The following is a 13,424-nucleotide window of genomic DNA, read 5'->3' as shown; positions in this document are numbered from 1 at the left end:
TTAAATAGCCTTTACGACAACATTCATTCCCACCAATAGTTTTTCTAAATCCTTAGCGTTGTTTTGTTTTGAAAATTCGATTCGAACCGGAATACGCTGTTGTACTTTGATGAAGTTTCCGGTAGAATTATCGACTGGGATACTAGCATATTTAGATCCTGTAGCCTCTGAAATTGCGCTGATTTTACCTTGGAAAACGCGGTTCGGCATGGCGTCGACTGTGATTTGTACGTCTTTACCGATGCTGATTTCTTTTAGCTGGCGTTCGGTATAGTTAGCGGTAATCCACTTTTGTTGATCTCTGACGATTGCAAATAACTGCTGTCCTGCTTGTATCAATTGTCCTTCTTCGACTGGCACACGTCCTAATACACCGTCGTAGGGTGCTATAACCACGCTGTAGGAGAGATTGAGACGTGCAAGATCTAGTGCAGCTTGGGCACGCATGATGCTCGCTTGGTTGATAGCTGTGCGTTTTTGGGTTTCTACGGAGCTTAGGTTGCTATTTGTTTTTTGCGCCTGTAGGGATTTGTATTTTGCTAATAGGGATTCGTATTCGGTTTTAACCTGTTCATATTGATATACCGCAATGGCGTCCTTATCCATAAGTGCTTGAAAACGTTTATAATTAACTTCTGCGTTATTAAGTCTTGTTTTAAGTTCCTCAATATTTGCATCGGCAATATTTAAGCTATTATTTGCTATCTGTACTTCTGTTTGAACTACATCATGTCCTGCGCGCGCATCGGCTAACGTAGCTAATGCATTTTCCACTTGTATTTTATATTCTTCGTTGTCCAATACAACGAGGGTATCTCCTTTATGGACAATTTGATGTTCACGGAATTTAATCTCCTTAATATAGCCCGATACTTTTGCTGAAACAGGGTTGATATGTGCATCGACTTGCGCATCTTCCGTGTACACGCTTTCATTTAAGTGGAAGAATTCTACTATGCCCCAGGTGATAGCCGATAAAATAACAAGGATAGATACGATATTAACGGCGTATATTTTTCGACGACGACTCCGTTCTTTCGGGCTGATTTCTGTTGTTGTATGTTGACTCATTGCTGTATTTGATGCTTGTTTAAATTAGTTCAACATTGAACTAATTAGATAAAAAAATGATTAGGAGATGGCGCCTGTTAATTTTTGTAGTTGATCTTGTAATTGAATAACCGCTTGTTTATCACAAACTTTGATAATACGTTCGTAAAGTTCTGCTTGAACGGGTACCAATTGCTCTTGATAAGCGAATCCTTTTTTGGTGACGACAATACGATTATTTCGTCGATCATTAGGATCGGCAACGCGCATAACTAAGTCGCGTTTGCACAGATTGTCAATTAAGGGAGTGATACTGGCTTTGCTCTTTTGGACTGCTTCGGCAATTTCTTGTTGATTAAGTTCTTTTCGACGCCATAATACGGCCAACACTTGAATCATCTCATAAGTGAGGTCGAGCTGTAGTTCTTTGATTTTTTGGTAGTAGAATTGTTTTATACTGACCCTAAGTGCAATTATATCAGATATTAAATTGCGCACGATCGCGACATCTTCATTCATTTCTTTCATTTCTGGCACAAAGTTAAACAATGAACAGTTAAATATCAAACTAATTTATTGTTTAAAATTTTATTTTACGATTAGCTTACAATTTAGGAGCTTTCTTATTTTTGGGGATGCAAAATAACATTCAGAATATCCACGATTATATTAGCGAAGAACGCGCAATCTTACTTCAGCATCCCTTATATGAAAAGATTCAAACAGTAGCCGACTTACGGAAGTTTACAGAAGGTCATGTGTATGCGGTCTGGGATTTTATGTCCTTATTAAAAGCATTACAAATTGAATTGACTTGTACACAAGTTCCTTGGTTCGCGAGCAAGTTTCCAGATACACGTTATTTAATTAATGAAATTGTGTTAGCCGAAGAGTCCGACGAGTATTATGACGGTCGCCGATTAAGCCACTATGAAATGTACCTTGATTCTATGCAAGCCTTAGGTGCGAATTGCGAGGCCATCGAGTCATTTATTTCAAATTTGCAAGACAAGGGCAACGTTATCCAGGTAATCGAGTCGCTTGCTATTGATCAGCGTATCAAAGAATTTCTATATTTTACTTTCGATTGTATTGCAAGTCGGGCGCCACATAAAATTGCGGCGGCATTTACTTTTGGTCGAGAGGATTTAATTCCCGATATGTTTACGTCGATTCTACGCTCTATCAAGTCTCGGTTTCCAGAAACAGATTTAGATCGTCTAATCTATTATTTCCAACGTCATATTGAATTGGATGGGGATGAGCATGGTCCCCTGGCAATGCGTATGATTATGGAATTGGCAGGTGATGATCAACAGAAATGGATAGAAATGCAAGAAGTTGCTAAGATTGCTTTACAGAAACGTATTGCACTTTGGGATGCAATTGCTGATTCTATATAATACAAACAAGGGCTACCTATGTCTAGGCAGCCCTTGTTTTATAATATATCGAGATTAGTTTTCTAAGATTGTTCCAAGTTGGATCGTTCCAACATTCGTCACTTTTCCTTGCGTAACAATGACTTCCGTAGAAACTGTATCATAACCGGGTTCTGTAGGTTCAATTAACAGTTTGTAAGTGCCTTGATCCACACCGGGGAAGTAGAATTTACCCAGTGGATTGGTAATCGTACCTATCGTGTCTTTACCAGCAATAGCATACACATTTGGCCATGCAGAGGATGGTGCGACAACGCCTTCGATAGCGCCTGAAGTAGCGACAGGAATGGCACGCAAAACAGGTTTCAACATCCATTTTCCATTTCCTGTTTCATGTACAGATTTCGCCGCATCAAAGTCTAATAGTAGGGTATAAGCAACATTAGGTTCTAAATTATCGTGTACTTTGATCTTTACGCCTGAGGATTGTCCAGACGGCGTGGTTAATGGATAGTGAATGCCATCGACAACAATTTCATTGCCTTCGTCTTCTAATTTTAAGCGGATTTCTTGAATCCTTCCCGAAGGAACGTCATGTGCTGCGATTACTGTATCTCTACCGAAGCGATACTGCAGTATATCAAAAGGCTCAGCATCCACATCAATTACTTCGCTACCACTCACAGTACGAATTTCGATTTCATCAATATTTAAATAGATAGCGTCGTAGTTTGCTGGGGCGTCGGTCATCTTAATCGTCAAGGGCGTTCTACCTGTCGGAATACCATCATCTGTAGAGCAGCTTCCAAGTACGAGCGTTGCAAGCGCCAAGGAAAAGAATAAAGTATTTTTCATAGTCATTTCTGATGTTATAGCTTTGCATTGGCAAACCCTGTGCCAATGTAATCTGAATGTCAAGGTGGAATAGGATATCGATTCATGATTGAGCCGAAGAAACAGTGGATTGATGGATATGTATTTGAACCGTTCTCCTAAAATCTTGCCTTTAGCGATACATTAGAGCTGTATTTCGTATTTCGTAAGTGGTTTAAAGGTTTCATTAGTCTAGCTAAAGTATTTATAGGGGTGGGCACAATTATTATGTGTTGATTTTACGTTTAGTGTCTTCTGAATATCATAATCGTTCTCGATTTTATCCAATTTTATGTTGTTTTCTAGTTAAACACATGCGTGTTCATTAAAAAAGAATATCAATAGGATTAAGTTATGATTTTGAGGTTAAGCTTTGGCTATTGTAGTTAAATATCTACAGGTGTTAGTCCTAGTATGAAATAATTTGCAATAATTGGAATAATCTTAATTAGAACATTAATTGATTATATTTGTAAAGCGTTAGTTAAAACGACGTTAACCTCTTTATTAATAATAATTTTTTGGATATTAAAATTCGCGATGTTTAATCGGGCAATCAAACACTTCGGATTATTTAGGCTATTTGTTGGCCTATTTTTTTCCCTGCTCAGCATTCATGTAGTTCTTATTGTAAACAACATAATTCTACCTATTCCGCTAGCTTACGGGCCACTTTTATATTTTATTTTCAAATCGAGTAATAACGAACGGGTTGATTTGGGTACGGTGTTGATGCACTTGACACCGATGATCTCTTTTTTGATTCTATTTGTATTGAATCCGATTAGTTGGTATGTGGATGTCAATATTCCCTACATGATTTGTTCATTCTGTTTATTAGCCGGTTATCCCATCTATGTTTTATATCATTCGTCAAAGTTGAAGTCGACGACTGCAGAGGTTAATCGTATTCTTTTTGTTGAGAATCTGGCACTTCTGGGTGTTGCCGTTGCTTTCTTTTTTGGTTTACTGTTGTTGCACGAGATTATTCCCTTCGACGTCGATGTGAACCCCTTGTTTGTAGTGATCGCATTAATGATTATTACGATGGGGCTCATTATATGGTATGGCTATACCTCCAGAGTTGACAGGAAAACAGAAATTAAGTTGTTGACAGAGGAGCTGACACAATTAAATTTATCGACGGAGACGATTGAGTTTTATAAGGCAAAATTGCATACGGTTATGGAGTCAGAGCAGCTCTTCTTGGATGCGAATTTAAACCTAGAAAGGTTGTCTACCTATGTGAACATCCCAAAGCAACATATTTCCTATATTATCAATACGACGCTATCGAGTAATTTTTATGAATGGCTAGCGAAATATCGGATTGCCTATGCTACGCAGATTTTAAGTAATGGTAGCGACAATTTGAAATTGGAATTCTTAGCGAATTTGTGTGGATTTAACTCTAGAACATCCTTCACCCGATATTTTAAACAAATTAATGGCTTATCACCTTCGGAATACCGGAGTAAATTGCTACAGAATATATGATCTTCTACCTACTGTATTTTGCAATCGTTATTATTTGCACCTTAGGTTTACAAATTAGTAGATATATCCCGAATAAATCGGATACCGACAAGCTAGCGCAGGTATTTTTAATTATCTTATTGATTCATACTATACACGCAGCAATCTTTCGAGATTTATTGCCAGGATTGGTCTATGTCGACCGTACGGCACCTTTTGGACTAATATATGGACCAATACTCTATTTTACCTTCTGTAGTATTGAGCAAAGGAATGTCACAAAGAGGCAAATGCTACTGCATGGAATTCCGTTTATACTCGGTTTGGTGGGGCATCTGGTGTTTATCTCTTCGTATACCTTTCGGATGACTTATAGGATGGAATACTACTTATTGCTGTATAGTATAATGGGACTTTCGTGGCTATTCTATCCAATTTGGGTATTTTTCTTAAGTAATTCTGCAACAAATAGAGCACGCTTTGAGCGAAGACTCTACTACTATAGTGTAATTCTTATTTTGGTATCCTCAATTTTCATGTTGACTTTGGTGCTGAATAGAATGATTGAGCGTTCGGGTGCCGATGCTGCAAGTTCTGGAGTGACGATTTTCTTTATTATGCTTTTGGGTAGCTTATTGGGTTATAATTATTTGCTTGGTAAGTTGCGGAAGCCGATTCACTGGGATATTCAGTCGCTAAATCTGAGCGCCAGCAGCAATCCATTGGAAAAACCATTGCCAGGTTTTACGTATGCCGAACAGCAGAGTATCAAATTAAAGATTATCGATTATTTGGTAGAGAAGTCTTACTTGGATACCGAATTCAGTATTGATAAGATGGCGAAAGTTTTAAACGTCTCTAAGCCAGTTATTCAGCAGTTTTTTAAGCTTCATTTTCAAGATAGCTTCTTGAAAGTTATCAACTCCTTACGCATCAAAGAAGCCTGTAATTCACTTTCTGATGAAGGTTTCGATATGAATATCGAGGAATTGGCTTTACATTGTGGATTCAATTCTCGAGCTTCGTTCTATAGAAATTTTAGTCAGGAGATGGGTTGCTCGCCCATAGAATTCCGCGAAAAGTCGATGTTGAAGTATTAGTATGCTATGTGTAGGTTAATTTCTCCTTTAATTTGTTTGTTATGTACGATTTCTCTTGCTTGGGCACAGCCTTCGAATTTTGAGGAAGCCTATGCTAGCAGTTCTCGATTATTTAATAATTCCGATGTGGCCGGATCGGAGCGTTTTGAAGACGTACTTTTTAAAGCTGCAGAGACCGACGAGCAGAAGTTACGTGCCTACAATTTAAATAGTAAGATTCAACATAGCTTGGGAAATAGTGCTAATGCGATATATTACGCGACGGTCGGTGAGAAGTTAGCACATTTGACTGGGTATAAGGACTGGCGTGCGATATTTTCGAAAATGCTGGCTACGAATTTTCGGGAGTTAGGACTTTTCGAACAATCTAGAGAGCATCTGCAAACCGCCGAACGGATGTGTCAGTTAATAGATAATCCAAGTCGACTTGCGACGATAAAAGTAGAACTCTTCCAAGAGAAAGCGCAATACCGAATGAATACCTACAGCTATCGGAGTGCACTCATATTCTTGGATAGTGCTAAAGCAATCATTGACAGTCAGCTGAAAACGAGTGTTGACATTCGTCTTATTCGCGCGGCGAACTACCATTTGCAAGGTGTTTGCGAGATGGAATTGGGAAACTCGAGAGCAGCAAGCGAGTATATGTACCTTTCTAAAGATTTACTGCGCGATAGTGATTTAACGATTATCCCTTATATCAACCGTGGCTTAGCCGAGTTTTATCTTCGGGAAGAAAATCTCGACTCCTGTAAACATTATCTTGATAAGACCTCTTTATCGGTTAAAACGTCGGGTCGACTACGATTGAAAGAACTTTATTATAAAACAAGCGCGGATTACTTTTCTATCGTTGGTGATTTTCCTTTGGCAATCGAATACCTTAAGAAGCAGAATGCCCTGGTTGCAGATCGTCATTTGGTCGCACAGCAGATTTCTTCGCGTATCATCATGGATTTTCGAAACGAGAGTCAACGAAATAGTAAATTTAAACTGTTGTTCTGGTGGTGTGTGTCTGCGGTCTCCGTTGTACTCTTATTGGTATTCATCTATCAATTTCGCTTTAACAATAGCAAGCGGAAGGGAAAACCAAAGAATATAGAGAAGCCTTTTGATTTGCCGGCAAAGGAGAGTGCTGTGCTCAGTTCTACGCTAGCTACGGCTACCGAGCCGCCTAATGCGGAGTCCGAGCTAAATATCGCCATAGAGACGGAGACGCGCCTAATTCGGGAACTTTCGGAATTGGAGCAAGAGAACTTTTTTCTGGATCGCGATATTACCCTGAATAAGCTTGCCGGTAAGCTTAGTTCGAATCAGAAATATGTCTCTCATATCATCAAGAAATATAGAAACCTAGACTTTAACGACTATCTGCAACATAAGAAGATTAATTATTTACTGGAAAGGATAGCGAGTGATCCAGCTTTCCTAGATTATAAGTTGGCTTACCTCGCCGAATTATCTGGTTTTTCTTCGCATAGTAAATTTACCACAGCATTTAAATCGGTTATTGGAAAAACTCCATCCCAATATATCGATGAACTCCGAAAAGAAAAGCAGTAACATTTCCTTATTATCAAGCCTTAGGGGGAGGACATTTAGCTTCGATGCAAGGGTTATCATCTGAGACAGCTTGAACAATATTACACAAGGCTATCAATTCCCCGAATATTCGTGGCTTCTACACTACAAAAACTAAATTTACTACCCTTTTTTAGTGCTTTATTGGAAAATAATAGCTAAACCTACAGACCTTAATTTTTCCGATTTTCCTAAAGTTGATATAAACATGCAGAGATCAGGGAATGTCCACCCTTTAGATTGCTGTCCGTTTTCCGAATTATGGGTAATAATTTTTTCGTATTCCGAATTCGGATAGCGGATAATAGAGTGGATATGATATTTTTAAACAACTGATAATCAGCGCTGTAAAAAATGTATCAGTATGTCTTACTTTCCCAAATGGTCATATAGATTCGAAAATGAGATAAAAATCATTTGCGTTGACTCTAATTTTGAGCTATCAACAAAACACGTACAATCACGAATACAACACAAACCGAACTAAATAATTAATCTAAACAAATTACCATGGATTTAACTTATTATATACAGTATTACGCGCTCTACTTAGAGAGCAAGTTTTTCGGATATCCTTTGATTATCCGCCTAACCGTATTGCTCGTTTCAATACTGGTACTAGTTTATGTTTTTAGTTTGATACGCTTTTTAGCCATCAATCTTTACCTAAAAACAAAAGAACGCCGCAAGAGTAAAATCGAATCGAAAATGGGGGATCGTATCAATGCGATTATTTTCGAACAAGCGAATCTTACTGAAGAGCATGTTGCTTTCCAGTTAGCGGATTCGATTTCTCTGGTTAAGAACAAACAAGATAAGATGATCTTTACTGATATTATTATTGCTTTGATTCAGAATGGCGCAGGGACGAAAACAACAGTAAATCAAACGAACGTACGGGCTTTGTTAAATGCTTATGAGATTCCTTCGTTCTGGGAGAAAGAATTGCTATCGAGTAGTTCCAATCGTCGTCGTAATGCTTTACGCAAGTTAGATGATTTAGGCAATGGTTGTGCTGGTGCTATTGTAATGCGTTCGGCTTATCATAAAGATAAAGGTTTGCGAAAACATGCTCGTGCTGCAGCATTAGGGTTTGATAATAATGATCCGTTTAAATTTTTGGAGGACAGCTTTGATTCGGATTTCAATGCATTAGATGAGGTGTTGATTCATCATTTCTTGACGGGTCGTGCAAAATCAGGCCCATTACCATTATTGACGCGTTGGGTTAGAACCTCAGAAAATGAAGCTTTTAAAGCATTTATGATAAAGGAGATTGGTTTCTTCAAACAGTTAGAAGCGAGTGTTATTTTAACGAGTATGTTAGAGGTTGAAACATCGAATGTCCTGAAGGTGGCGATCATCGAAACCTTAGGAAAGCTTGATCATATGGAAGTGGAACCTAAGCTCTTTAACCTTTTCGGGATGAATAATAGCGAAGTACAACGCGCCATTATTAAGACGGTTACGTTGTTTCAGAGCGAAGCTGGATTGGAATTTTTAAGCAGCAACTACAATAGAACGCATGATCATGAATTGAAGATTGAGATTGCCTATGCTATACAGCAATTTGGCGCAGCAGGGAATGCCGCATTGAAAGAGCTTTCAGCAACATCGAATGAATTTGGGAAAAAGATATTCGATCAAGTTACTTACCAATCTGGGGTTTAAGCTTAATCAAGCACATTCATGTTAGATATCCTATTTACAGCCTATGGCTATGCCATTTTCTTTTATGCGACTTCCATTACCTTTATCTATCTCTCCCTGGCTGTTTTAGGCTACCTCAATATTTGGAGACATAAAACCAGATACACCAATCGTGAGGAACGTATATTGGTGGAGTATCCGGAATCGGCGCCTGGTATTTCAATTGTTGCACCAGCGTTTAATGAAGAAGTAATTGTAATCGACAGTGTTAAATCACTATTGAGTTTGAACTACCCGAACTTTGAAATCATTATTGTTAATGATGGTAGTACCGATAAGACCTTGGATCTGTTAATCTCGAATTTTGAAATGGTGGAAGTACCTTATGCCTATATCAATAAGGTGGACTGTAAGCCGATGAAGCGTATTTTTAAGTCTTTCAATCCTTTATACGATAAGGTTATTGTTGTCGACAAAGTTAACGGAGGTACAAAAGCGGATGCGATGAATGCGGGAGTTAACGTGGCGAAATATGATTATTTCATCAATACTGATGTGGATTGTATTTTGGCACCAGACACGCTGACCAAGGTTATTCTTCCGGTTTTAGACTCTGATATCCCTGTCATTGCTGTTGGTGCAACAATGCGAATGGCAAATGGCTGTGAGCTTAGTGAGGGCCGTATTACGCGCGTTAGTCCACCACGTCAATTTATTCCAACTTTTCAAGAGACGGAATATCTGCGTTCCTATCTGGTGGCTAAGATGGGTTGGTCAGCAATTAATTCGATCCCAAATGTTTCTGGTGGCTTCGGTTTATTTGAGAGACAAACGGTGATTGAATGCGGTGGTTTTGACACCAATTCACACGCTGAAGATATGGATATGACGTTGCGTATGATCGCGCATAAACGAGATAACGGACAGCCGTATCGCATTGTACAAACGCCTTTCTCTTGTTGTTGGACAGAAGGTCCTCCCAACTTGAAAGTGCTTGCTCGTCAAAGAACAAGATGGGGCAGAGGATTATTACAGATCTTCTTTGTACATCGTCGTTTTCTATTTAACAGACGCTACGGCCGCATGGGCATGCTGATTATGCCTTATGCCTTATTTTTTGAACTTCTAGCGCCTATTATCGAGACAACGGGATTCTTTTTCTTAATCTATCAGGTGTATACGCAGCAGATTAATTTTGCAACCTTTTGGCTAATGTTGCTTTATGTCTACCTCATTGGGGTTAGCATATCTACTTTAACCATCGTCTTCGATATATCCATTAAGAAACAATATCGATCGCTTACCGATTACTTGAAACTGATTCTTTTCTCGTCGTTTGAAGCCTTCCTGTATCATCCATTTGTAGTGTTCTTTTCACTCAAAGGTTATTGGCAGTTCCTTACAAGGAAGAATTTTAAATGGGGAACCATGACTCGTCAGGGATTTCAAACCAAGTCGGAATCAGAAGCCGCCTAGTCATCACATTATATTATTTGCTAAAAATCTAATGAACCGCAATATTAAATATCTTCGCGCTGCTATACTTATGCTTTTTTTAAGCGCAGGATCAGTTGAACATTTCTCCGGAAATTGCCTATATGCCCAGCAGAAAATCACCCTGAGCGACAAAGACGACGTTGTAAAGAAAATTAACGTTCTCTACAATGCTGGAAAGTTGCAGGATGGAAAACGATTGACTGAAATTAATTTAAAGAAATATCCGAAAGATTCGGATTTGAAAATGCTTCTCGGCAAGTACTACGTCTTGACGAAGCAATATGATAAAGCGCGTTTCGAACTGAATAAATCCATTGCTTACAATCCGGGGAATGTGGATTCCAGACATTTATTGGTTACTGTAGAAACGGAGACAAAGCGTTACTCCAGTGCGATCTGCTTTGTGAATGAGTTGTTGGAGATTAATCCGTATTGGCGAGGATTGTGGCGTAAGAAGATTGAATTGTATCGCTTACAGGGAAATGAGGTTGAAGCTAACCGATTGTTAAAGCGAATTTCCCAGATCTTTCCGGAAGATAATACCATACAGTTGGATGTAAATTATCAAATGGAGATGACTGCACTCGAAAAGCGAAAAGCGGGACGCATGGATGATGCCAATGAAGTGAATAAGCTTCTACTTCAAGAGAAGCCAAGAAATATCGATATCTATTTGGATTTAATTAATGGCTATATAAAGACTGGGGACTACGCAAATGCCCTGACGATCACTGAACGCGGTCTTAATACATTTCCAGGGAATGCTTCACTTCGCCAGAAAAAAATTGCATTACTAGAGCAAGACAAACGTTATGATGAGATTTTAGCTTTTATTAAGCAAGATCCTTCAGCGGCTAGCTCTGGACAATATCAATACTTCTTATTGGAAGCGGCTCGTTCGGCTAAGGACAATGATCCTGCGGTTTTATATGGAAAGATTTTAGATGCTAGTCCAGGTAATGAGGAAGCGTTTCAAGTGGTTTTCAATAGCCTAATTGGTCAACAGCAATATGATGAAGCCTTGGATAGATTGCATAGCTTTATGCGTCTGAAGGGTGTTTCAAAGAATTTGTCATTGAAAGAATTGGAGTTATACCGTTTGAAAAATGACCAGACGAAGGTGAATCAGCTCAGTAAGAACTTGTTTTTGAATTACCCTGGAGATGCAGATTTGAAAGAAGCTTATGTTGGGGTTTTGAGTCGTGAGATAAAGGATCATTTGGCAGCCGAAGAATGGAATCAGGCGGAGACAAAGTTAATTCAGCTTATTCCGCTTGCGAATCAAGAGTATCGTGAATTTATCAATAATGGTTTGTTGAACGCTTACTTTCAACAAGGTAAATATCCAGAGGCTATTCGAATGATAGATGAGATTCAGAGCAAGCAAGGCTACGATGTCCAATTGGCATTGAAGAAATCGAGTATACAAATGCGCATGCAACAGTATGAGCAAGCGGTGTATACCTACGAGGCATTGCTGAATTCTTTGACTAGCGATCAACAATTCTATTACCTGTCAGGGTTCAATGACCTGATGACACAAATTGTTAAGGAGCGTATGGATGCACAGCACTATGTTGCTTCGATGAACTGGGTTGAACGTTGGCTAGCATTTGCGCCAAACAACCAACAAGCGCTGTTGTATGCAATTAACATATCACATCAGATGAAAGACTATGGGAAGATGCTAACCTTCGCGAGAAGGGCACAGGAGGCTTATCCTTCCGAGAGTATCTTTCGCGTAAAATTAGCTTCTGCAATGCAAGCTAATGCGGCGCCAGCCAAAGACGTGTGGGCGATGATGAAAGAGGAGATAATGGCGAATCCTTATCATGATGAGGTAGTTAATGCCTATGTGCAAGCCTCCACAGACTACGCTTTGGAATTACTTAAGCAGAAAGCAGAGCAGGAAGCAATTACTATTGCAGATCAGGGGTTGATTCATAAACCGATGGATAAGGAGCTGAAGTATTTGAAAGGTCTTGCTTATGAGAAGCTGAAGCAATTTGATTCAGCATACTATTATCAGTCGTTTTACGAACCTGGCTTATTAGAATTGGATGAGTTTAAAGCACATCTGAAATACCTGAATCATAAGTTATACAAGAACGAATTTGCAATTAATCATATGCGATCCCGCTATGGCGATTATTATGCGATTCAGACGATCTCTATGGTTGAATATAATCGTATTGAGCAAAATGGAAACTTTGCTGGTCGCGTATTTTATGCTGGTCGTGAAGATGGCAAAGGCGTTCAAGGTCAGGTTGAATGGGGGAGAACATGGGATGAATTATGGTCAAGTCGGTTAGATTTCAGTGTTTCTAACAAATATTTTTCGAAATTTGCAGTTAATGGCGCTATTATACGTACGTTGCCGCAAGATTGGGAGATTGAAGTTGCTGCTGGATATAGAAAATTATATAATGAGGAGGCTTTGAGTTCTGGGGTTGTACAAGTTGGGAAAGATTTGGAGCAGTTTAGATTGCAAGCAAAGTTTACGCAATCAATCTTGCAAAAGAAATGGTTGTATAACTTAGCAGCTCAAGCCCGCTACAGCTTTGACAATCCGAAGAATTATGTTGTTGCTATGGCCAACGTTGGTTCAACGCCTGATGTGGACATCTTAAACTATCAAAGTTTCAACACGCTGTCGGTGATGAATAGTATGGTAGGTGCCGGTGTTGGACGACTAATCAGTAAGAATGTGTCTTCCAGTGTGCTAGGTACTTGGTATAACGTACAAACAGCAGTGCTACCTAAAACATATCGTAATTTATATAATTTATTTATCCAAGTCAATGTTGCCTTTTAG

General features: G+C 39.0%; 10 protein-coding genes. 7 read left to right on the top strand and 3 right to left on the bottom strand.

The features are described 5' to 3' along the window. Both GFH32_RS10215 and GFH32_RS10210 read right to left on the bottom strand, forming a co-directional pair. A complete protein-coding gene (locus GFH32_RS10215) occupies nucleotides 1-1,071 on the bottom strand; it encodes an HlyD family secretion protein (protein ID WP_153511519.1) in 1,071 nt (356 codons plus the stop codon). A gap of 60 nt (nucleotides 1,072-1,131) precedes the next feature. Next, nucleotides 1,132-1,578 carry a MarR family winged helix-turn-helix transcriptional regulator gene (locus tag GFH32_RS10210; protein WP_153511518.1) on the bottom strand — a complete coding sequence of 149 codons (447 nt, stop codon included), beginning with the start codon at nucleotides 1,576-1,578 and terminating at the stop codon, nucleotides 1,132-1,134. Nucleotides 1,579-1,685: 107 nt separating this feature from the next. On the opposite strand from GFH32_RS10210, the gene GFH32_RS10205 reads away from it, so the two are divergent. Continuing rightward, entirely contained in the window at nucleotides 1,686-2,453 is a 768-nt protein-coding gene (locus tag GFH32_RS10205; RefSeq protein ID WP_153511517.1) for a DUF3050 domain-containing protein, read from the top strand. Nucleotides 2,454-2,507: 54 nt separating this feature from the next. On the opposite strand, the gene GFH32_RS10200 is transcribed toward GFH32_RS10205, so the two are convergent. Continuing rightward, the gene (locus GFH32_RS10200) at nucleotides 2,508-3,287 is read right to left on the bottom strand and encodes a DUF4382 domain-containing protein (RefSeq protein WP_160366900.1); all 780 of its coding nucleotides are present in this window, start codon (nucleotides 3,285-3,287) and stop codon (nucleotides 2,508-2,510) included. Between the two features lie 558 nt (nucleotides 3,288-3,845). Here GFH32_RS10200 and GFH32_RS10195 point away from each other — a divergent pair. From GFH32_RS10195 to GFH32_RS10170, 6 genes are all read left to right on the top strand, one after another. Beyond that, the gene (locus GFH32_RS10195; protein WP_153511515.1) at nucleotides 3,846-4,802 is read left to right on the top strand and encodes a helix-turn-helix domain-containing protein; all 957 of its coding nucleotides are present in this window, start codon (nucleotides 3,846-3,848) and stop codon (nucleotides 4,800-4,802) included. Next, entirely contained in the window at nucleotides 4,799-5,881 is a 1,083-nt protein-coding gene (locus GFH32_RS10190; RefSeq protein WP_153511514.1) for a helix-turn-helix domain-containing protein, read from the top strand. The genes GFH32_RS10195 and GFH32_RS10190 overlap by 4 nt, the downstream gene beginning before the upstream one ends. A gap of 6 nt (nucleotides 5,882-5,887) precedes the next feature. Continuing rightward, nucleotides 5,888-7,444, top strand: a complete 1,557-nt coding sequence (locus GFH32_RS10185) for a helix-turn-helix domain-containing protein (protein ID WP_153511513.1) — start codon at nucleotides 5,888-5,890, stop codon at nucleotides 7,442-7,444. Between the two features lie 528 nt (nucleotides 7,445-7,972). Further along, entirely contained in the window at nucleotides 7,973-9,133 is a 1,161-nt protein-coding gene (locus GFH32_RS10180; protein ID WP_153511512.1) for a HEAT repeat domain-containing protein, read from the top strand. An 18-nt stretch (nucleotides 9,134-9,151) separates the two neighbouring features. Beyond that, complete coding sequence (locus GFH32_RS10175; RefSeq protein ID WP_153511511.1) at nucleotides 9,152-10,588, top strand: glycosyltransferase family 2 protein; 1,437 nt, start codon at nucleotides 9,152-9,154, stop codon at nucleotides 10,586-10,588. Nucleotides 10,589-10,619: 31 nt separating this feature from the next. Continuing rightward, a complete protein-coding gene (locus GFH32_RS10170; protein WP_153511510.1) occupies nucleotides 10,620-13,424 on the top strand; it encodes a hypothetical protein in 2,805 nt (934 codons plus the stop codon).

The organism is Sphingobacteruim zhuxiongii, from assembly GCF_009557615.1.
In the GTDB taxonomy this organism is placed as follows: Bacteria; Bacteroidota; Bacteroidia; order Sphingobacteriales; family Sphingobacteriaceae; genus Sphingobacterium; species Sphingobacterium zhuxiongii.
This window is presented reverse-complemented; position numbering and strand designations above follow the sequence as displayed.

Excerpts from the sequence above, each read along its gene's own strand:
- GFH32_RS10180 (WP_153511512.1), top strand. The coding sequence starts at position 7,973 with ATGGATTTAACTTATTATATACAGTATTACGCGCTCTACTTAGAGAGC.
- GFH32_RS10170 (WP_153511510.1), top strand. The coding sequence starts at position 10,620 with ATGAACCGCAATATTAAATATCTTCGCGCTGCTATACTTATGCTTTTT.
- GFH32_RS10215 (WP_153511519.1), bottom strand. The coding sequence starts at position 1,071 with ATGAGTCAACATACAACAACAGAAATCAGCCCGAAAGAACGGAGTCGT.
- GFH32_RS10190 (WP_153511514.1), top strand. The coding sequence starts at position 4,799 with ATGATCTTCTACCTACTGTATTTTGCAATCGTTATTATTTGCACCTTA.
- GFH32_RS10195 (WP_153511515.1), top strand. The coding sequence starts at position 3,846 with ATGTTTAATCGGGCAATCAAACACTTCGGATTATTTAGGCTATTTGTT.
- GFH32_RS10205 (WP_153511517.1), top strand. The coding sequence starts at position 1,686 with ATGCAAAATAACATTCAGAATATCCACGATTATATTAGCGAAGAACGC.
- GFH32_RS10210 (WP_153511518.1), bottom strand. The coding sequence starts at position 1,578 with ATGAAAGAAATGAATGAAGATGTCGCGATCGTGCGCAATTTAATATCT.
- GFH32_RS10175 (WP_153511511.1), top strand. The coding sequence starts at position 9,152 with ATGTTAGATATCCTATTTACAGCCTATGGCTATGCCATTTTCTTTTAT.
- GFH32_RS10200 (WP_160366900.1), bottom strand. The coding sequence starts at position 3,287 with ATGAAAAATACTTTATTCTTTTCCTTGGCGCTTGCAACGCTCGTACTT.
- GFH32_RS10185 (WP_153511513.1), top strand. The coding sequence starts at position 5,888 with ATGTGTAGGTTAATTTCTCCTTTAATTTGTTTGTTATGTACGATTTCT.